At 53.7% G+C, this 18,937-nt stretch carries 20 protein-coding genes and 1 tRNA gene; 11 read left to right on the top strand and 10 right to left on the bottom strand.

Annotation, left to right across the window (positions count from 1 at the left end):
• Positions 1-5 precede the first annotated feature (5 nt).
• The 6 genes from ihfA (at position 6) to AC2Q8J_RS03530 (ending at position 4,726) form a co-directional block, all read left to right on the top strand.
• On the top strand, positions 6-308 hold the full coding sequence (ihfA, locus tag AC2Q8J_RS03555) for an integration host factor subunit alpha (RefSeq protein WP_022960519.1): 303 nt from the start codon (positions 6-8) through the stop codon (positions 306-308).
• On the top strand, positions 289-645 hold the full coding sequence (locus AC2Q8J_RS03550; protein WP_027872676.1) for a MerR family transcriptional regulator: 357 nt from the start codon (positions 289-291) through the stop codon (positions 643-645). Before ihfA ends, AC2Q8J_RS03550 begins: the two co-directional genes overlap by 20 nt.
• 43 nt (positions 646-688) lie before the next feature.
• Positions 689-765: transfer RNA gene (locus AC2Q8J_RS03545), tRNA-Pro, on the top strand.
• 311 nt (positions 766-1,076) lie between these two features.
• A complete protein-coding gene (locus tag AC2Q8J_RS03540; RefSeq protein WP_486452120.1) occupies positions 1,077-1,910 on the top strand; it encodes a hypothetical protein in 834 nt (277 codons plus the stop codon).
• A 181-nt stretch (positions 1,911-2,091) separates the two neighbouring features.
• Positions 2,092-3,006 (top strand): OmpA family protein, encoded by a 915-nt coding sequence (locus tag AC2Q8J_RS03535; protein ID WP_486452119.1) that lies wholly within the window; start codon positions 2,092-2,094, stop codon positions 3,004-3,006.
• Positions 3,007-3,022: 16 nt separating this feature from the next.
• The gene (locus tag AC2Q8J_RS03530) at positions 3,023-4,726 is read left to right on the top strand and encodes a ShlB/FhaC/HecB family hemolysin secretion/activation protein (RefSeq protein WP_486452118.1); all 1,704 of its coding nucleotides are present in this window, start codon (positions 3,023-3,025) and stop codon (positions 4,724-4,726) included.
• On the opposite strand, the gene AC2Q8J_RS03525 is transcribed toward AC2Q8J_RS03530, so the two are convergent.
• From AC2Q8J_RS03525 to AC2Q8J_RS03515, 3 genes are read right to left on the bottom strand one after another with little or no spacing between them, the layout of a single operon-like run.
• Positions 4,716-6,062 (bottom strand): ATP-binding protein, encoded by a 1,347-nt coding sequence (locus AC2Q8J_RS03525; protein WP_486452117.1) that lies wholly within the window; start codon positions 6,060-6,062, stop codon positions 4,716-4,718. The two genes, AC2Q8J_RS03530 and AC2Q8J_RS03525, sit on opposite strands and share 11 nt — an antisense overlap.
• Positions 6,062-6,748 (bottom strand): response regulator transcription factor, encoded by a 687-nt coding sequence (locus AC2Q8J_RS03520; protein ID WP_204995566.1) that lies wholly within the window; start codon positions 6,746-6,748, stop codon positions 6,062-6,064. Before AC2Q8J_RS03520 ends, AC2Q8J_RS03525 begins: the two co-directional genes overlap by 1 nt.
• A gap of 5 nt (positions 6,749-6,753) precedes the next feature.
• On the bottom strand, positions 6,754-7,077 hold the full coding sequence (locus AC2Q8J_RS03515; protein ID WP_204995565.1) for a PepSY domain-containing protein: 324 nt from the start codon (positions 7,075-7,077) through the stop codon (positions 6,754-6,756).
• A 187-nt stretch (positions 7,078-7,264) separates the two neighbouring features.
• Between AC2Q8J_RS03515 and AC2Q8J_RS03510 the strand changes: the two genes are divergently transcribed.
• Both AC2Q8J_RS03510 and AC2Q8J_RS03505 read left to right on the top strand, forming a co-directional pair.
• Entirely contained in the window at positions 7,265-7,888 is a 624-nt protein-coding gene (locus tag AC2Q8J_RS03510) for a glutathione S-transferase family protein (RefSeq protein WP_486452116.1), read from the top strand.
• A gap of 152 nt (positions 7,889-8,040) precedes the next feature.
• Complete coding sequence (locus AC2Q8J_RS03505; protein WP_486452115.1) at positions 8,041-10,002, top strand: DUF3604 domain-containing protein; 1,962 nt, start codon at positions 8,041-8,043, stop codon at positions 10,000-10,002.
• A 14-nt stretch (positions 10,003-10,016) separates the two neighbouring features.
• Here the strand turns inward: AC2Q8J_RS03505 and AC2Q8J_RS03500 are convergent, their stop codons facing one another.
• On the bottom strand, positions 10,017-10,694 hold the full coding sequence (locus AC2Q8J_RS03500; protein ID WP_486452114.1) for a hypothetical protein: 678 nt from the start codon (positions 10,692-10,694) through the stop codon (positions 10,017-10,019).
• Between the two features lie 160 nt (positions 10,695-10,854).
• On the opposite strand from AC2Q8J_RS03500, the gene AC2Q8J_RS03495 reads away from it, so the two are divergent.
• Complete coding sequence (locus AC2Q8J_RS03495; protein ID WP_486452113.1) at positions 10,855-11,643, top strand: alpha/beta fold hydrolase; 789 nt, start codon at positions 10,855-10,857, stop codon at positions 11,641-11,643.
• 1 nt (position 11,644) lies between these two features.
• Positions 11,645-12,550 carry a DUF2971 domain-containing protein gene (locus AC2Q8J_RS03490; protein ID WP_486452112.1) on the top strand — a complete coding sequence of 302 codons (906 nt, stop codon included), beginning with the start codon at positions 11,645-11,647 and terminating at the stop codon, positions 12,548-12,550.
• Here the strand turns inward: AC2Q8J_RS03490 and AC2Q8J_RS03485 are convergent.
• Both AC2Q8J_RS03485 and AC2Q8J_RS03480 read right to left on the bottom strand, forming a co-directional pair.
• Positions 12,500-14,098 (bottom strand): GMC family oxidoreductase, encoded by a 1,599-nt coding sequence (locus AC2Q8J_RS03485; protein ID WP_338061813.1) that lies wholly within the window; start codon positions 14,096-14,098, stop codon positions 12,500-12,502. The genes AC2Q8J_RS03490 and AC2Q8J_RS03485 overlap by 51 nt on opposite strands.
• Positions 14,099-14,202: 104 nt before the next feature.
• A complete protein-coding gene (locus tag AC2Q8J_RS03480; RefSeq protein ID WP_486452111.1) occupies positions 14,203-15,021 on the bottom strand; it encodes a pseudouridine synthase in 819 nt (272 codons plus the stop codon).
• 91 nt (positions 15,022-15,112) lie between these two features.
• On the opposite strand from AC2Q8J_RS03480, the gene AC2Q8J_RS03475 reads away from it, so the two are divergent.
• Entirely contained in the window at positions 15,113-15,613 is a 501-nt protein-coding gene (locus tag AC2Q8J_RS03475; RefSeq protein ID WP_027872665.1) for an SRPBCC family protein, read from the top strand.
• A gap of 28 nt (positions 15,614-15,641) precedes the next feature.
• Here the strand turns inward: AC2Q8J_RS03475 and AC2Q8J_RS03470 are convergent, their stop codons facing one another.
• The 4 genes from AC2Q8J_RS03470 to bioA all read right to left on the bottom strand — a co-directional run bounded on the left by AC2Q8J_RS03470 (position 15,642) and on the right by bioA (position 18,928).
• On the bottom strand, positions 15,642-16,223 hold the full coding sequence (locus AC2Q8J_RS03470; RefSeq protein ID WP_486452110.1) for a YtfJ family protein: 582 nt from the start codon (positions 16,221-16,223) through the stop codon (positions 15,642-15,644).
• 141 nt (positions 16,224-16,364) lie between these two features.
• Entirely contained in the window at positions 16,365-16,784 is a 420-nt protein-coding gene (locus AC2Q8J_RS03465) for a secondary thiamine-phosphate synthase enzyme YjbQ (protein ID WP_286694101.1), read from the bottom strand.
• 24 nt (positions 16,785-16,808) lie between these two features.
• The gene (locus AC2Q8J_RS03460) at positions 16,809-17,624 is read right to left on the bottom strand and encodes an ion transporter (protein WP_204995556.1); all 816 of its coding nucleotides are present in this window, start codon (positions 17,622-17,624) and stop codon (positions 16,809-16,811) included.
• Positions 17,621-18,928, bottom strand: coding sequence for an adenosylmethionine--8-amino-7-oxononanoate transaminase (gene bioA / locus AC2Q8J_RS03455; RefSeq protein WP_486452109.1), 1,308 nt, complete (start codon positions 18,926-18,928; stop codon positions 17,621-17,623). Before bioA ends, AC2Q8J_RS03460 begins: the two co-directional genes overlap by 4 nt.
• Between the last annotated feature and the right edge of the window lie 9 nt (positions 18,929-18,937).

Genomic DNA, 18,937 nt, shown 5'->3' with positions numbered 1-18,937 from the left:
ATGTGATGACGTCCCTCACCAAGGCAGAAATGGCGGAGCGCCTCTATGAAGAGCTCGGTCTGAACAAGCGTGAGGCGAAAGAGCTTGTCGAGCTGTTTTTTGAGCAGATTCGCCACTGTTTAGAGAATAATGAGCAGGTCAAAATCTCCGGCTTTGGCAATTTTGACCTGCGTGATAAGAGCCAGCGGCCTGGGCGCAATCCCAAAACCGGTGAAGAAATTCCCATTTCTGCTCGGCGAGTGGTGACCTTCAGGCCAGGCCAAAAGTTGAAATCCAGGGTAGAGGACTATGCTGGAACCAAGTCATAACGACGAGCTGCCACCGATCCCGGGAAAACGCTACTTTACGATAGGTGAAGTCAGCGAGCTCTGCTGCGTCAAACCGCATGTGCTGAGATACTGGGAGCAGGAGTTTCCTCAGCTGGCACCCGTTAAGCGCAGGGGTAACCGCCGCTATTATCAGCACCAAGACGTGCTGATGATTCGTCAAATCCGCAGCCTGTTATATGAACAAGGTTATACCATTGGTGGTGCACGGCAGCGCATGTCGGGGGATGAGGCTAAAGGCGATTCCGCCCAGTCCAAGTTATTGATTAAACAGTTAATCGGTGAACTGGAAGATTTGTTAAAAGATCTAAAAAGATAGTTCACAGTGCTGTTTAGTTGGGGTATGATTCTGCCCCTCATTTCGGGGCGTAGCGCAGTCTGGTAGCGCACCACACTGGGGGTGTGGGGGTCGCAGGTTCGAATCCTGCCGTTCCGACCATATTTAAAGGGCCGCTTTAGCGGCCCTTTTTCATTTTTAGACTGTTATTTTATTTAATCCGGCTTGCTGCATAGCATGCTGTTCTAACGACGCCCCTTATCCTGCATATACTCGGTCAGTAACTGACTGATTCAATACGCCATTCAAGCAAGTTGCCACCTCCGATCAGCCGCTTTTCACATAACGCAGGCTTTTGTGATTTGAATCACTATAATCAATACGTATAAACGCGTATTATCCGCCTATAACACAAATAAAGCAGAACGTAGATTCTGTTCGCGGAAAAACAAAAAATGTCTGGAGGACATGCTGTGAAAACTCTATCAATGAAACAATTGTCATTAGCGGCAGCCATCGCGGCTGCATCATCACTCTCAAGTGCCGGCCCTTTGGCGCCAATTATCGAACCGCTTGCTGAAGGCTTGGCGGGAACGCCGCTCGACGCAATCATCGCGCCGTTAAACGAAATCGATTCTCAGCTCTCAGCGCTCGATGGTGGTGGCGATAATCCTCTGCAGCCGATCCTGGATCAATTGCAGGGCGGCGGTAGTGGCGGTGACAACCCCTTGCAGCCCATTTTGGACCAGCTTCAGGGCGGTGGTGAAAACCCTCTTGCTCCATACGCATTGCAGCTGACGAAGACGGTTGACGACTTGGCCAATGACTTGGCAGGCAAGGACGGAACCGTAGACGCAGTGACTGATGTCGTTGATACCCTGGCAACCGACCCAACCGCCGTTCAAGCGAGTGTGGAAGCCATTCCACCGACACTGGAAGTGCTGTTTGCACATCTGCAAGAGAACTTGATGGGGTTTGCGCCGGAGGGCGGCAGTGACGGTGGTGACAACCCGCTTCAGCCTCTGCTTGATCAGCTTCAGGGTGGTGGAGAGGGCGACAACCCGCTGCAGCCCCTTGTTGACCAATTTGAGAGCGCCGCAGCTGGCGGTGAGGGCGGTGAAAGTAATAACCCTCTTCAGCCAGTATTAGATGTACTGCCTATTCCCGCGCCATCTGAGGGCGGTGATAGCGACTCTGAGCCCAGTGCATTGCCGCTTTCACTAGCGTTTTCTTTCGAGTCAGCGGCTTTCAGCTTTTCATTCGGGTTTGACGGCCAAGAGCCGGTATTTGAATTGCCAACACCTTAACGAGGCGTGTTGACCTGATATAGTAGAGCCGGTTTCCTTAGGGAGCCGGCTTTTTTACTTTCAAGTTTCAGCTAGCTATATCACAATAAAGCATAATATAAATTTGGGTCATGTTCCGGCAGATAGGCATCGACACTTGAATTTTCGGGCATTTATACAATCCTTCCTTATCGGCTTGCTCATGGCAGCGCCGATTGCGCAGGCACAGTTGATTTCGGTCGATGTACTGGGTATCGGGGTGGATGTTACCGTGCCGGGGGCCGGTAGCGGCGAAGATGATATTTCGGTGTTGTCGCTAGATGTTTTGAGCGACGATGCGGTGTTAGGGGCCGGAATCGCCGGGCAAGACATCCTTTTGCTGGGAGCGCCAGCGTCTCCTCTTGAAGTTGAGGGAGGGGGGAACGCTTTAGCACCCTTACTCGATAATTTGGGCGGTGAGAGCTCGGTTATTGAATTCCTGCAAGACACCGCCGGAGACGGCGACATTATTCCTGAAGTGCTTACCATAGAGCTTTCCGACGACACGCAAGCGAGTGACGAGGGGGCGAGGGTTGATGGTAATCGCGCAAAAAAGCCCTTAGCGCGGTCCGCTGCTGCGGCGCAGTGCCGTGATGCGGATCGCGACAGTGTATGTGACGAAGTAGATCTCTGCCCAAACTCGCCTGCTGAGGCGATTGTATTGCCCTCGGGTTGCCATTTCGAAGCCGGGCGTACGCTGCGTCTCGTCGGGGTGAGCTTTGCCAGTGATACCGCTTTGCTCGACGCTTCTTCTGCGGCTACCCTCAGGCAGGCCGCCAATATCCTGAATTCACAGCGCTTTAAGAAAATTGAAATTGAGGTTGTCGGCCACACCGACGACCGCGGTGATGATGATTATAATATGCGCCTGTCTTTAGAGCGTGCTCAGGCCGTGGTACGTTTTCTCGCTGCCGAAGGTGTTGAGGTGCAGCGTTTGCAGGCCGTTGGCTTCGGTGAAAGACAGCCAAAGGTAAGTGTTGAGGGTTTGAGCGGACGTGACTTGGCCCAGGCTCGCGCAGAGAATAGACGTGTCGAGATGCGAGTGGCAAAGAACAGCGTCGAATCTGATGCTCGCTAAAGGTTAAGGACTTTGTATGGCAATTGATTTACCCCCAGTCATTCCTCCCCAAGCGTCCACTGCTGAGCGGATCGTGCAGTACAGTTCTGCACGTGAAGACGCGGTGTACGAGGCAGAGGTGGCGGGCTATACGCTGCGGATAACTGGGAATCGTCACCTTAGCAACGAGCAATTGGGTATGCTGATGGCGGCGGCGAAAACGCCGGCTCAGGCGGTCAATGCGCTAAACCAGTCATACCATCACCTGGGACACCTGTTAACGACGATCTATTTCGCCCAGCGCGACGAGACAATTTTTGTCCATGTTATCAACGGCACGTTGGCCGATATAAAAGCGCCGGAGGGGATCAAAGAGCATTTTTCATCCTTGATTGGCGATAGCGACCTTCATCGCAGTGAATTTGATACAAAGCGCGTGTTAGCGAATTTAAAAAGTGACCGTGCAGGTCTCGACTATGGCATAAGCTATCAGGTCTCCGGGGACCCCAATGCCTTAACCATGGTATTCAGCGAGCGTGAAAAAGCTGACCATGATGCGACGGTGTTAAGCCTTTCCGCTAACAATTATGGCAATCGTTTTTTAGGACGCTATTTCGGTGGTGTCTCGGCTAAACATGATTTCGCCAATGGCCTCCATTTACAGTTTGTCTACGACCGAGCACTCACGGAACTCGGTGAGGTCAATGGTGGTGATTACTACGATGGCTATACGTTTCGGCTGAACTACCCGAGTCAATGGGGGCTTTATGGCATCGAAGCGCGCCATGTCGAGTATGCGCGCTTTGCTGACGCCTTGGTGACTACCGCAAATGACCCTTTGCTCAGTCTGGGTACGTGTGACATTGCGCTGTTGTGCGCGCTACTCGGCGGTACAGGCACGTCGATAAACATTGGCGGTGGCGGCTCCACAACAACGTCTGAAGAGGTGTACTTAGAGCATCGCACGCAATCCGCAGCGCTTACTGGCGAGCAGGTGTTGATGAGCGATAGCCTTTACCGCTTGACGCTCACCGAACGCGTGGAATACATCGATTCCACTATCGATCTGCGCGGCGGTGGGGCACTGTTGGACGAGCCCCAAACCAACCTTGAGTTGGGGCTTAAGTTTAACCGCTTATTGCGTTTAGCAGGCTTTCCTAGCAGGTTAACAGCGCAGGCATTCATCGATTTCGGCTTGAAGTCAGACAGCGGCACCTTTGCCACAGACGACCGTCAAGGCGTGGTGTTCATCGGCAGAAGAACAAGTGAGTTTACTATCTTTAAGCCCCGTTTCTCGTTGCAATCCGCCGTGGTTGATTGGGCGAATCTAACGGCGAGTTTCACCGGTCAGTACTCCGATCGCAGCCAATTACCGCTACAGCAGCAATTCTATTTGGGAGGTAGCAACGGTTTAGCGGCCTACCTTCCAGGGGTGCTGGTTGGTGATTCGGGCCACTATGCGAAGTTGAGCTTTGAATCTAACCCACTGCCTTTCATGGGCTTGGAAATAAAGCCGTCTGTGTTCATCGAGCAAGGTTGGGTCTGGTACGAAGATGCACGCGGTGATGCCGGTGACACAAGAATGATTAGCGACGCAGGCTTCGCCTTAAAAGCTAGCTATAAGGACTATTTGAGCAGCGAGTTTGTGGTAGCCCACCCGATTGATGATGAAAATATCAATCAGAGCTTACTCGATGCTGCCGAGGTCGACTTCTTTTGGCGGCTTAAAGTCAGCTATTAGACGGTGACGGGAAGAGCAGGGTGACAACACTGCCGCCTTGCTCGCGCGCGGCAAAACGTAGCTCGATGCCACAGCTGTCGGCAATGTCTCGCACTATGGCCAGCCCCAGGCCCTGGCCGTCGCCATATTGATCACCGCGTTTGCCGCGAATCATCATACTATCGATGTCTTCTTGTTCTAGGCCCTTGCCGTCATTTTCAATAAACAGTGCGACAGCGCCGTTTACCATCAGCTCGGCATAAACACATACCTGTGCATGACAGGCCTTACAGGCGTTATCGAGCAGATTGCCAAGTAATTCCATTAAATCCTGCTCGTCTACGGGCGCGGTTGTTTGGCCGTTGAGCGCGACCTCAGCAGTAAATGACTTGGTGTGGTAAACCTTTTGCAGGGTGTGAATAAGCCTATCCACTAAGGGTTTAATCTGCGTTTTGGTGTGTAGTTGTTGCTGGCCGCTACTGACGGCCCTGCGCAGCTGGTAGCGAACAATATTATCCATTCTCTCGATTTGTTCGTTACGCTGAGTGTCGTCTAACTGGCCACTTTTTAGTACCGCAAGCGGGGTTTTCAAACTGTGCGCGAGGTCCCCCAGGGTATTGCGATAGCGCTCGCGCTGCCGGCGCTCTTTTTCGATCAGTTGATTGAGGTTGCTGGTGATAGCGGCCAGTTCACTGGGGTAGTTATCGCCGAGCCGCTCGGCCTGGCCTTTCTCCAGTAAACGCAGTTCTTTCGCCAGTCTGCGCAGTGGTTTTAAGCCCCAGTATTGGATGACGGATATCAACAGCACAGAAAGAAAAGCAACGATGGTCATCCATATCGCCATCTGCCGGCGGAATTGCCTCTGCTCTCGAATGAGATTTGTTTTTTCCGAGTACAGAGAAAAAACAATTGCCAGATCCTCATTTTCGTCCGTTTCCCACAGGGCGCGGTAGCGGTAATAGAGGAAGGGTTTTTGGTCGATGAGCGTTTCGCCGGTAAGGGCCTCGCCAGGCCGTGATATTTCGAAGTTGTTGGGTAGCGACAAGGTATCGGCGCTTAGCGATCGCCACAGCTGCTTACCGTCGGGAGATTGTATGTCCGCGTAAAGCCCAGAGCGAAATTGCCAGAAATCAGGCTCCTTGAGCCGATCGTCAGTGCGAAAGCCATCTTCTTCGTTCCACTCAACGGCTCCCAATAGAGAAAAGAATTGGGCTTGGAGTCGGTTTTCCTCGGCTTTCAGCAAACTACTCAGATAAGCGCGGTCAATAGCAGCGGCGGTCAAACCCAGTAGCAGGGGCATAGCAATGATCATCGAGATGATGAGCCGACGGCTAATTGAGGCGCGTCGCGTCGCCATTATTGTTGCGAGTCCTCTCCCAGCTCGAAGCGATAACCGCGGCCACGAAGCGTGCTGATGGGCTTGAGCTCGCCGGTTGGGTCAATTTTCTTTCGCAGTCTGGCGATAAAGACCTCTATAACGTTGCTGTCGCGATCAAAGTCTTGATCATACAGGTGCTCCGTGAGCTCCGTTTTAGAGACGACTTGCCCGCTGCGCATTGCCAGGTATTCCAGCGCATTGTACTCAAAGGTGGTGAGCTCTAATTTACGTCCGGCGACGGTCGCCGATTTGGCAGCGGTATCAATTTGTAGTGCACCAAAACTGATGCGCGGGCTGGCAAACCCGGCTGAGCGCCGAATCAAGGCATTTGCGCGTGCCAATACCTCCTCGATCTGAAAAGGCTTTGCAACATAGTCATCTGCGCCGGATTCTAGGCCCTTTACTTTGTCTTGCCAGCTGTCTCTCGCTGTTAAAATCAGTACAGGAAAGTCTCTGGCATCTTCACGCCAGTGCCCGACGACGCTAATGCCATCTAGCTTGGGTAGCCCTATATCAACGATGGCAAGGTCGTAGGGGTGCTCCCTTCCCAGGAACAGGGCTTCTTCTCCGTCACTGCAGGCGTCGCAGGCAAAGCCCGCTGCCGTGAATTGCTCGACAAGCTGGGCTTGCAACAGAGACTCGTCTTCAACGATTAATACACGCACCTGAGCTACCTTTGATCGATGATGACGTTTTTGACCTTGCCATTTTTTTGCAATATACGCACGCGGTAGGCACTGCCGTTAACGGTTTGAATTTTTTTAGCGCCGACGGCGCGGCCGCCGTAGCGCCGTTCAGCAATTGAGATCGCCTCACTCGCGCTAATCAGTGGCTGATTTCGTCGCGGGTCCAAGGCGTTGCGTGGCGAAACACCTAGTGCCCCTCGGCCGTTATTTATGCCTTTTTCCAGCAAACCGCTACTGTAGCTGTTTATTGAAATAAGCATGCCGAAAACGATTGCGGCAAGGGTTTTAAAACTATGTCGAAAATTCATAATGTCACTGGCTTAGCGGGTTAGCGTGGCCGTTCGGGGGCTGACTTAGTATGCATAGGTTACCGTAGTCAACTCAATTGTTCAGTGTCTTTGTTCGGTAGTCCTGTCAGACACTTGCAGTTTGGGGGGACTAGGCTTAACTTTCGCTGAACCGCTTTGTTCAGCGTCAACCAATAAGGAGAATAGTGTGAAACTTTATACCTTTGATCCCGCGCCAAACCCCAGGCGGGTGAGCCTGATGTTAAAACATAAGGGCATCGACATTGATTCTGAACAGGTCGACCTGATGAAAGGCGAGCAGATGAGCGGTGAATACAGCAAAATTAACCCGCTGTGCACGGTGCCTGCTCTGCAACTCGATAATGGCGATACCCTGTGTGATGCCATTGCCATTTCGCTCTATATCGACGACCAGTTTCCCGAAAAGAGTGTATTCGGTGCGAATGCGTTAGAGCGTGCAAAAATAGTCGCTTGGTGTCAGCGTCTCTATGTTGATGGCTTGGCGGCTGTTGCAGAGGTGCTGCGCAACACTAATCCCGCGTTTAAAGACCGTGCGTTGCCCGGGCCGGTAGCCGTGCCGCAGATCGCTGAACTGGAAGACAGGGGCAACCTTAGAATTACCGCTTTTTATCAAACAATGGAAAAAGAACTGCAGAATCGCCAGTATTTGGTGGGGGAGTCCTTAAGCCAAGCGGATATCGACCTCTATGCCGTACTCGGATTCTGCAACTGGGTAAAACGCGATATTCCTGAAGATTGTCCGGTACTGCGGGCGTGGTTCGATACCATGAAGCAGCACTTCGGTGAGTAAGTTAGCACAACAATCAGTCGGCTGATCTAGGCCCAAAGGCCTCCAGCCGGTCCACACGTCGCTGCACTTAAGGCAGTTGGCTAGGCCGGATGGAGGATGTAGCCCATCGGCTGTTGGCGCAAAATAGTCATTTACCACCCGGAATGGCTAATATGAAAAGAATAATAGTTGCCGCTTTGAGTGTTTGTGCTCTCATGCTGTGTCAACAGGGCTATACCCAGCCGATTGCAAACCTGGACACCTCCACCACGAATCAGGTTACAAAGCCCCGCTGCAAAAACTGGCAGCCCGAACGGCAGTTACTTTTTGGTGATCTGCACGTACACACCAAGTACTCCCTGGATGCAAGTACTCAAGGTACTCGAACCTCTCCCGCCGATGCCTACCGTTTTGCAAAAGGTGGCCGTCTACCCGTTCAGCCCTGGCTCCCTGATGGCGAGGCGTTGAGGGAGTTGCAGCTAGAGAGACCTCTGGACTTCGCGGCGGTGACAGATCACGCCGAGTTATTTGGCGAGCGCGATATTTGTTTGGACCCATCACAACGCGGCTATGGCAGTTGGCAATGTCGTTTGTATCGCGGTTGGCCTCGCGGGGCATTTTTTCTGTTCAATACCAAAGCGGCCATGGCCGGTCGCTTAGGCTTTTGTGGTGAAGATGGCGAATACTGTCGACAGGCGGCCTTGCGCCCCTGGCAGGACATTCAAACCTCAGCTGAAGTGGCTTACGACCGCAGTGATGACTGTGAATTTACCTCTTTCGTGGCCTATGAATGGACGGGGGCGGCCGAGAATCTCGCCAACCTCCATCGCAATATTATTTTTCGCAACGCCAGTGTGCCAGCGTTGCCGGTTTCCTTTATCGATGCCCCCAGCGCTCCACAACTGTGGGATGGGTTAGACGCCCAATGTGGAAAAGCGGGCGCTCTCAAAGACTGTGAAGTTTTGGTGATCCCCCACAATAGTAATTTGAGTGATGGCTATATGTTCGCCTTGAACGAAGAGGGAAATAACGACCCAAGTAGAGAGGCGCAGAGAGCGCGTTTAGAGCGCGTTGTAGAAATTATGCAGCACAAGGGCAGTTCCGAGTGCTACTACGATCCGCTGCAATCTGAGGATGAGCTGTGCGGCTTCGAACAATTACCTTACGGCAGCTTTCGCAGTAAGTTTCTCGGCAAGCTTTCCCCTTCGTTGAGTGAACCGGCAGGGCCAAAATCCGGTTTTTTGCGCGAGGTATTGCGCGATGGCCTGGCGTACGCCAACTCCAGCGACTCGGGGCTCAATCCACTGGCTTTTGGCTTTATCGCCAGCAGCGACACCCACATTTCTGCGCCTGGAGCGGTGAGCGAGGAAGAATTCCTAGGGCATGGTGGGGCAGGTATGCCGGCGGGTGAAAGTGTGCCGCCGGGATTGCCCGATGATATCGAGTTTAATCCGGGTGGTCTTGCGGCGGTATGGGCAGAAGAGAATAGTCGCGACGCCATTTTCGATGCCTTGCTAAGGCGCGAGGTCTATGCGACCAGTGGGCCGCGTATCGCCCTGAGAGTTTTTGCGGGCGAGGAGCTCCCCAGCGATTTATGTGAGCGCACGGATTTTGCCAAAGTGGGTTATGAGAACGGCGTACCCATGGGAGGGGAGCTCCAGCTTAATTCATCATCGGCCCCCCGTATTGCGGTGATGGCTGCAATGGACCCCGGCACAGCGAAGTGGCCTGGCTTACCGCTGCAAACTCTACAGATTGTAAAAGGCAGTGTTGATAGCGAAGGGCAGCGCTCAGAAACAGTGATTGATATTGCCAGCTCGGGAAAACCGGCGACCGTAGACATAAACAGCTGCCAAACGCAGGGTAGTGGCGCCGCACAGCTTTGCTCGGTATGGCAGGATCCGGATTTCGACCCAGAGGCGCGCCATTACTACTACGCTCGCGCCGTCGAAGTGCCCCGTTGCCGGTGGAGTCAGCAGCTGTGCGTGGCGGCCGCAGTAGACTGCAGCCAGCCGGACACCATTTCACCCGGCTATGAAAGCTGCTGCCGTGATGATCACCGACGTCAAATACAAGAAAGAGCATGGAGCTCGCCTGTGTGGGTGACCACGCAGCAAGCTCCCTCTGGCAGCTAAGTGGAGTGCCTTATTCAAGGCTGCTTTTTGGGCGGCGCCGGATAGCGATCCATAACAATTAATGGGTGAAAGGCGAGCTCAATACCCTCTTGGATACGGCTGCTGTTCCCAAGGATTTTTTTACGGCGCACGAAGCCTTTCTGGCTCTTGCGAGAGTCGATCGCATGCAGCGTATCCAAACCACCGCGGCTGGCGAACAGCGGCTGCCCTTCGGTGCTGTAGAGAGTAATCACTAAGCTCGCGCCCTTGATCACTTGAGTCCAATTGAAATCAACCGGAACACTGGCGCTTGCGCCCTCTGTGGCAGGTTCGCGGGTAACGCCATACCAGCGGGCATAGTGTTTCATGCCCGTGCTGTGCTGCACGTCGTGAGCGATTAGATCAGTAAAGACGATCGCATCGATATCTTTATGTGCCTGCAGGCTCTGAAAGGTGCTGGCCATTACCTGCTGCCAGCCCTGTTGGTCGACTTTGCCCGTTGTTGGGTCGTAGAATTCACCGAAGTTTAGCAGGGCTTGCTGCCAGGCATTGTTGAATAAATGTTGAGGTGCGATCTCGAAGCCATTTTCTTGCAGGTAGTCCACCACCATCGAATCGATTTTCGTTACGCTGTCCCGTAACATGGAGCGGGTGGGTTCACCGGTGACATTGACACTGGCAACAATCACTTTTTTCACTGGTTTCGCAGACATAGCGTCTTTTGCGATAAAGAAATCGAACACAGTGGGGTTGTAGCTCACGGAGCTGCAGGCACCGAGCAACAGTCCTGCTGCAGCAACTATCGGAAGCAAAATTCTCACAGTAACACCTATTTATTTGAATGCGCAGGCATTCTAGCAACCGGATCAGAGCATGAGAAGTGAAGTAAAAAATGCAGCGGCGGTGCTGCACAGCGAGTCGCGGGGTGAGGGGCCTACCGTCGTGCTATTGCACGGGCTATTTGGCTCGGCCAGCAATTTATTGACCCTGTCACGCCACTTGGAGCCCAACTATCGTGTCGTACGCATGGATCTGCGCAACCACGGTAAGTCTCCTCACCGAGACTATATGGATATTCCCAGTATGGCTGAGGATGTGGCCAAAACCCTCGGCGAGCTGGCGGTGCAAAGTGCGACGTTTCTAGGCCACTCCCTCGGTGGTAAGGTGGCGATGCAATTGGCGGCTTCTCAGCCCAACCTGGTAGAGAAACTTGTGGTCGCCGATATTGCACCGGTTCGCTACGGGCGCGGCCACGATGCCATTATTGAAGGTTTATTGGCCATGGACTTGCGCGCGCTGCGTAACCGAGAGCATGCCGACGAGCAGCTTCAAGCAGCCGTGCCCGAGCTGCCCATACGACAGTTCTTACTGAAAAACCTAGTGCGCGACGGCGAGGGTTGGGCCTGGCGCATGAACCTTTCGGTAATTGCAGACTGCTACGATTTACTGCGTGATGCGCCCGCTGCAGAGCCCTATGAGGGGCCGACACTATTTATCCGCGGAGAGAACTCTCGCTACATTATTGATGAGAACCGGGTGGGAATTATGAAGCAGTTTCCCGACAGTCGCATCGAAACCATAGCGGGAACGGGGCATTGGCTGCACGCCGAAAAGCCGCGTGAATTTAACGCGCTGGTGTCTGGCTTTTTGGCTGAGTGCTAACATGATTGATGCCATTAGTGCGCAGCTATACGCAGAGCAACCCCAGGACACGCTTTACCATTACACGTCGTTGAGCGGCGTTTTGGGCATTCTGGGCAGCGGTGTACTGTGGGCCAGCGACATACGCTACATGAATGATTCTGCGGAGCTCAGGCATACCGCCGATTTGGTGAAGCGCGAGGTGGAGCTGCGAATTCGCCAAGGGCATGATCAGCCAGCGCTGCTAAATGCCTTTATCGATTGGGTGCAGCACCGTATTACCAATGGCCATATTTTATTTGGTGCTTCGTTTCGCTCCAATGGCAATTTACTGAGCCAATGGCGTGGGTATAGCTCTGTAGGTAAAGGCGCAAGTCTCGGCTTCAATGCTGCCTTTATTCGCCGCTGTGCGAGCAGCCAGAGCTTTAACCTGGGGCGCTGTGTCTATGCGCCGAGCGCGCAGCATAGTTTGATCGCAGAAATTATCGATGGTGTTGAGCTGTTGGCCGGAGAAGGGGAGCAGAAGGATTTCCCGAGCTTATTTGCTCACCTGGAAACCGACTTGCTGCGTATCGCCGCCATTTTGAAGCACCCCTCGTTTGAGGAAGAGCAGGAGTGGCGTTTGGTTTCGCCAGTAATTTCCAACTACCCCAATGCAGAGGTTTTCTTTCGAGAAGGCCGGAGCATGCTGGTGCCGTATATGAAGTTTGCACTGGCCTCATCAGAGGGTGAAGCAATGGCTCTCGATCATGTTTACTTGGGTCCCACACCCAATATTAGTTTGTCGATGAACTCGCTGAAAATGTGCCTGCTGAAGCACGGTATTCAGCCAGCGGAGTATCGACTATTGCCAGATACCCTACCGCCAGCGCTAGGCCTACTGGCCGGAGAGGATGAAGTCGGCGCAGCGCTCGCCGATCAGCACTGAAGTTGCGTTGGTGTTTCCGGAAATAATTGTTGGCATCACGGATGCATCGGCAACGCGAAGGCCTTCAACGCCATGTACTTTGAGGTGTTGGTCGACCACGGCCATGTCGTCGTTACCCATTTTACAGGTGCCAACAGGGTGGTATACAGACTCGCCGGTGTTGCGCACAAACTCAAGAATCTCTTCGTCACTTTGTACTTCAGGGCCGGGCACAAGCTCTTCACGGCGCCAGGAGTCGAAGACGGGAGCCTCAAAAATTTCACGCGTTTTGCGAATCGCTGCGATCATCTTTTGACGATCTTCCTCTTCCGCTAAGTAGTTGTGAATAAATGCCGGTGGCTCGGTTGGATCTGTGCTGCGAATGTGCACCCAGCCGCGGCTCTTTGGTCGCAGATAGCATACCGTCGCCGTGGTGCCTGGCACGGTAAGCATGCGGCCGTTTTCGTCCTGATCACCGGCGGCGGGGGTGAAGTGAATCTGCGCGTCGGGGCGATCGACGTCGTCCGAGGTGCGGAAGAAAACACCAACCTGCGAGGCCGGATGCGCCAGCATGCCTTTGCCCTTAAACCAGAACTTGAATAAGTTGCCGATCATTGGCAGCGGGCGTGAGTCCTCATAGAACGTTCGCAGCCCCTCGAAGGAGCGCTGGGTGTTCACGGTTAGGTGGTCCTGCATATTTTCACCGACACCGGGCAAATTGTGCACGGACTTAATGCCTTTCTGGCGCAGCAGCTCGGCATCGCCGATACCGCTAAGTTCTAACAGCTGCGGTGAGTTCATTGTGCCACCGCATAAAATGATTTCTCCCCGGCAGCGAGCGGTGACATCCTTACCATTTTTCAAATAGCGAAGACCGGTTGTGCGATGACCTTCGAAAATAATCTGGCTGGCCAGGGCGTTGGTTTCAATCGTCAAATTGCTGCGCTTCGCGGCATTGCGCAGATAGGTGCGTGCGGTGCTCTGACGGCGGCCGCGGCGAATATTCACTTGATAAAACCCTGCGCCTTCCTGAGTTTCGCCGTTGAAATCAGGGTTGTAGGGGATGCCCACTTCCTGCGCGGCTTTCACGTAGAGATCCGCCATTTCGTAGTGGTCTTGCACGTCATCGACGTGGAGTTGGCCGTCGCGCCCGTGGTATTCGTCACTGCATTGGCCCACATAGGCCTCGTTGCGCTTAAAGATAGGCAGCAGTTTGTCATAGCTCCACTCGGTGTTACCCAGGGCCGCCCAATGGTCGTAATCTTCTTTCTGACCGCGGATATAGACCATGCCGTTAATTGAGCTGGAACCGCCGAGCACCTTGCCACGGGGCTGGTCAATGCGGCGATCATTCATATGAGGCTCAGGCTCACTGGCATAGCACCAGCTGAATTTGGGGTTTTTCATAGTGAAGGCAAAACCCAGTGGCATATGAATAACAGGATTGCTGTCTTTCCCACCTGCCTCTAGGAGCAGGACATTGCGTTGGCCGTCCTCACTGAGGCGATTGGCCAGGGCGCAGCCAGCGGAGCCGGCGCCGACAATAATGTAGTCATAGAGCTTAGTCACAGTGAGTTTGCCTCGCGTTATTGTTTTACTGGTGTTCGGGCGCTGGGGCCGGTCAAGTTATTCCCACTAGCGTAGAGGGAATGGGCGATAAGGTTAAGTTATAATTATGTAACCTTCGGCCAGCCAAGTCTATGCTCGGCGGTGTTCACCGCTGTCTGCCAGTTAAACGCCTTCACTAATGCCGCATAGGCACCCGTTAACGGCGATACAAAGCGCTGCCGTTGGCCACTGGCGGGATGGCTGAACTCCAGGGCCATGGCGTGCAGTAACAGGCGAGGGCAGGCAAAATGCTCAGCAAAATAACGGTTATGCCTACCGCGGCCATGCTTGGCGTCACCAATAATGGGGTGGGCGATATGCTTCAAGTGTCGGCGAATCTGGTGGGGCCGCCCGGTCAGCGGCTGGGCGAGCACCAATGAGTAGCGCGATTGAGGGTATTTTTCGATACAGGCATCAAGTTCGTACTGAGCCAGGCGCTGATAGTGGGTAATGGCCGGCTTGGCGTCCCCGAACTCCGTTCTTCCCGCATAGCGATCGGGGTCTGCCCGCAATGGGTGATCGATGCAGCCACTGTCTGGGGCGTAACCCCGAACTGTCGCTAGGTAGGCCTTGCGGATCTGGTGCTGGGCAAACTGTTTGGCTAACACCGAGGCACTCTCGCTGTGCAGGCCAAAAACCATCACCCCTGAGGTGGGTTTATCCAGGCGATGAACGGGGTAAATGTATTGCCCTAGCTGGTCGCGGAGTATCTGCAAGGCAAAGCGCGTTTCTCGCCGGTCTATTGGGCTGCGGTGAACGAGCAGGCCGCTGGGCTTGTCGACCACAACAATATCGTCGTCGCGATAGAGCAGCGGCAGTTGCTCAACGGCGTTTTCTGCACTTTTTGGTCCCTTATCTTGCGAGTTTGATGAAGAGTTTGTCATTTTCCCTAGGTTTTCTTGTCGCTAGTGGCTGGGCGGGGTAGATTCCCCGATCTACTACTACGTATGCCAGAAAAATCAGCGGAGATAATAAGTGGCAGAAAAATTTTTGTGTCAAGCCGTGGATATGACCTTCTTTGAATCAGCACCGTTTAAGTACGTTGCCGAGGTAGAGTTCGGTGTCAGCGCGGCAGATGTCTTTGCATCTTTTGAAAATGCCGATGACTGGCCCCGTTGGGCAATGCCGATCCAGCGCGTGGAGTGGACCTCGCCGAGGCCTTTCGGGATCGGGACGACTCGTACAGTATATATGATGGGCGGGCTTACGGGTTTCGAAGAGTTTATTGCCTGGGAGCGGGGCAGGGAAATGGCATTCTGTTTCACACACGCTACCCGGGACAATATAGAGTCCTTTGCCGAGCGCTACGAAGTGGACGAATTGGCGGATAACCGCTGTCGCGTGCGGTGGACAATGGCGATGAAGCCAAAGGGCTTTAGTAAGGTATTCCTACCCGTATTCAGCCCTGTGATGCGTTTTGGTGTGAAAATGATGCTCAAGAACTTGAAACGCTTATTGGAGAAGCGCGCCAATTGATACATGGCGCGCTTTTTTACGACCTAACTCAATTGTTCGCAACACGCTCCGCACTGGCAATTTCGGCGTCCAGCTTTGCGATAATGGTATCAATATCATCCTGCGACAGTTCGCCTTCCTTCAGGTAAGTAATTTCACCCTCGGTATTGAGCAAAATAACCGCAATGGTTCGAGACTTTAATTGCCAGGCCTTTAGCCCGCGTCCAGCATCGTCGGCAACAAGCACAGCTTGGGGGTGAGCGCGCTTATTCTTGGCGAGCTCACCAGCGACCAAGCCCGAGGTTCCCCACAGTGCGTCATCAAGGTTGACCACGGAAATTGATTGGAAACTCTCAGTGGGATACTCACCGGCTTCCAGCCGTGCGCGAAGGGGGGCAATCGCGGCATCTGATGACATGCGCGCAGGCATGTGAAAAATAAGTGCTGGGCTGCCCGTGCTGATACTGGTGCTAGACCAAGGGCTGAAGCTCACCTTGTCGCCCGACATAACCAGCTCCCCTCGGCTTGGCACGTCCAGTGTAGGTAAATTGCCGCCCACTTCCAGTGCCATACCCAAGCTGCTGCCAAGCAGAGCCAGTGAGACGGCTACAGATTTCCATAAACGCAACATGAATCGATCCTTATAATAGTAGTTAAAGCAATGCGCGGCAGAATAGCATAGCCGCCGCGTTGCAATGATGACGCTTAGTTCACATTATCGGCCTCGTATCTGAACCGAGGCTGAATTGGCTGAGACCTCCACTGAGACCCATTATTCGCCAAAAAGTGTCGCAACAATGCGGCGTTGGCCGCCTCTGTTGCGGTGCTCTCCAAGGTACACACCCTGCCAAGTACCCAAGGCAAGCCGTCCCTCGCTTACGGGTATTGTCACGTCACTGCCCAATAGACTGGCTTTAATATGAGCGGGAAGATCGTCGCAGCCCTCATCGGTATGCTGGTAGTGGATATCGCCTTCGGGAACGCAGCGTGAGAAAAAATACTCAAAGTCGCTACGAACTGTGGGGTCGGCATTCTCGTTAAGCGTTAATGATGCCGAAGTGTGTTGAATAAACAGCTGACATAAACCGACAGATAATTGTGAGATTTCCGGCAGTTGCGCGATGATCTCATTGTCGATGAGGTGGAAGCCACGCGCCTTCGCGCGCAGAGTAATCGTTCGTTGTATCCACATTTCGCATGAATCCGTCGTGTCAATTCATTGCTCAGGCAGCAATTCACCGCAGTATTTGCAGTGAATGGCGTCGCGTTCGTGGTTGCCCTGTTGGCAAGACGTACAGCGCTTTAAGCCTGCCTGACGTTGGTTTTCTTGCACGAGCTCCGCGCTGAGTATCCCGGTTGGGATGGCAATGATGGCGTAGCTGGTAACCATTGCCATCGCTGCGATGGCGCGCCCCAGGGGCGAATGGGGAACAATATCCCCGTAGCCGACTGTCGTGACGGTGACGATGGCCCAGTAGATGCTTTGCGGCAGACTCGTGAAGCCATTTTCAGGCCCTTCGACCAAATACATCAAAGAACCAAAGACGATGACCAGTGTGACGACGGTGATGAAGAACACGGTAATTTTGTGGCGCGACGATTTGATCGAGCGCACCAGAATATTCGCCTCAGACATGTACTTGAAAAGCTTAAACACGCGGAAAATACGCAGTACGCGAAAGATGCGAATCACCAGCAAATGCTGGGCGCCGGGTAAAATTAACGCCAGGTAGGTGGGCAGTGTCGCTAGCAGATCGACGATGCCGTAGAAGCTGGTGATGTAGCGTTTTCGGTCTACAGAGCAGTATATTCGCGCTAGGTACTCGATACTAAACAGCACGGTAAAGGCGATTTCTGCAGTGTAAAAAAGCTCGCCATAGGCGGCATGCAGGGGCTCCACGGAGTCCAAAAATAGGGCTAAAACGCTCGCGATGATGACGATGATAAGCGCGATGTCGAAGTTCCTGCCCAGACCTGGCTCAGTACCGAAGATAATCTCGCGAAGGCGCTCCTTGAAGGTATCGCCTGTCATTGTGCCTGTTCCTCACGAATAACCGCAATAATCTCCCGGCAAAGGAATGCCAGTTGCTCGTCGTCAATGATGTAGGGCGGCATGGTATAGATGAGTTTTCCAAAGGGCCGAATCCAAATACCGTGGTCGACGAAGCGGCGCTGAATAGAGGCCATCGTCACTGGTTCGGCCATTTCAATCACGCCGATGCCGCCGAGGCAGCGCACATCCGCAACGCCAGGGATCTCGCTGGCCGGTGATAAGCCTTGTTTTAATCCCTGCTCGATACGCTGGATATTGCCCTGCCAGTCATTGGCAAGCAGCAGGTCGATGCTGGCATTGGCGATGGCGCAAGCCAGAGGGTTGCCCATAAAAGTCGGGCCGTGCATAAATACGCCGGCCTCACCCTGGCAAATACCTTGGGCAATGTCTTCAGTGCACAGGGTAGCAGCAAGGCTTAGATAACCGCCGGTCAGCCCCTTGCCAACGCACATAATGTCGGGGCTGATGTCGGCGTGCTCACAGGCGAAAAGTTTACCTGTACGGCCGAAACCGGTGGCAATTTCGTCGTGAATCAGCAATACATCATAGCGGTCGCATAGCGCGCGCAGGCGGCGTAAATAGTCGGCAGAATAAAATCGCATGCCGCCAGCCCCTTGCACGATGGGTTCGACAATAACGGCCGCAACGTCGCCGTGGTGCTCGCGAAGCAGCGCTTCCACCGAGGCCATATCGCCATCACTGGCTGCCTGCCCAAATGGTGTTTGTGGCGCCTCTGCAAACAGTTGCTGACTCAACACCGAGCTGAATAAATGGTGCATACCATTGACGGGATCACACACTGCCATCGTGGCAAAGGTGTCGCCATGATAACCATTGCGAAGCGCGATAAGTCGATGTTTTGCTGACTGCCCCTTGGCGATCCAGTATTGCAGCGCCATTTTAATCGCGACTTCAACCGCGACTGACCCCGAGTCAGAAATAAATACTCGCTGCAGGGGTGGCGGCGTCAGGTCGACCAGCCGCTTGCCGAGTGTTGCCGCGGGGGCGTGGGTCAGGCCGCCGAACATAACGTGGGACATGTCTGCCAGCTGACGCTGTGCGGCGTCGTTTAACACGGGATGATTGTAGCCGTGAATCGCCGACCACCAAGACGACATGCCATCGATTAAGCGCCTGTCGTCCGCCAATACAATTTCAACACCACTGGCAGATTTAACCGGGAACATCTCTGGCGCGGATAGCGCAGACGCATAGGGGTGCCAGATATGATCGCGATCCCAAGCGAGCCAAGTGCTTGTGTCGATATTGCTGTAATCGTGCATAGCGGTCTC

It is taken from the genome of Spongiibacter sp. C9W (assembly GCF_057370015.1).
This window is presented reverse-complemented; position numbering and strand designations above follow the sequence as displayed.

Coding starts and splice junctions, on each gene's coding strand:
- ihfA (WP_022960519.1), top strand. CDS start 6: ATGACGTCCCTCACCAAGGCAGAAATGGCGGAGCGCCTCTATGAAGAG.
- AC2Q8J_RS03550 (WP_027872676.1), top strand. CDS start 289: ATGCTGGAACCAAGTCATAACGACGAGCTGCCACCGATCCCGGGAAAA.
- AC2Q8J_RS03535 (WP_486452119.1), top strand. CDS start 2,092: ATGGCAGCGCCGATTGCGCAGGCACAGTTGATTTCGGTCGATGTACTG.
- AC2Q8J_RS03530 (WP_486452118.1), top strand. CDS start 3,023: ATGGCAATTGATTTACCCCCAGTCATTCCTCCCCAAGCGTCCACTGCT.
- AC2Q8J_RS03525 (WP_486452117.1), bottom strand. CDS start 6,062: ATGGCGACGCGACGCGCCTCAATTAGCCGTCGGCTCATCATCTCGATG.
- AC2Q8J_RS03515 (WP_204995565.1), bottom strand. CDS start 7,077: ATGAATTTTCGACATAGTTTTAAAACCCTTGCCGCAATCGTTTTCGGC.
- AC2Q8J_RS03505 (WP_486452115.1), top strand. CDS start 8,041: ATGAAAAGAATAATAGTTGCCGCTTTGAGTGTTTGTGCTCTCATGCTG.
- AC2Q8J_RS03500 (WP_486452114.1), bottom strand. CDS start 10,694: ATGTCTGCGAAACCAGTGAAAAAAGTGATTGTTGCCAGTGTCAATGTC.
- AC2Q8J_RS03495 (WP_486452113.1), top strand. CDS start 10,855: ATGAGAAGTGAAGTAAAAAATGCAGCGGCGGTGCTGCACAGCGAGTCG.
- AC2Q8J_RS03490 (WP_486452112.1), top strand. CDS start 11,645: ATGATTGATGCCATTAGTGCGCAGCTATACGCAGAGCAACCCCAGGAC.
- AC2Q8J_RS03480 (WP_486452111.1), bottom strand. CDS start 15,021: ATGACAAACTCTTCATCAAACTCGCAAGATAAGGGACCAAAAAGTGCA.
- AC2Q8J_RS03470 (WP_486452110.1), bottom strand. CDS start 16,223: ATGTTGCGTTTATGGAAATCTGTAGCCGTCTCACTGGCTCTGCTTGGC.
- AC2Q8J_RS03465 (WP_286694101.1), bottom strand. CDS start 16,784: ATGTGGATACAACGAACGATTACTCTGCGCGCGAAGGCGCGTGGCTTC.
- AC2Q8J_RS03460 (WP_204995556.1), bottom strand. CDS start 17,624: ATGACAGGCGATACCTTCAAGGAGCGCCTTCGCGAGATTATCTTCGGT.
- bioA (WP_486452109.1), bottom strand. CDS start 18,928: ATGCACGATTACAGCAATATCGACACAAGCACTTGGCTCGCTTGGGAT.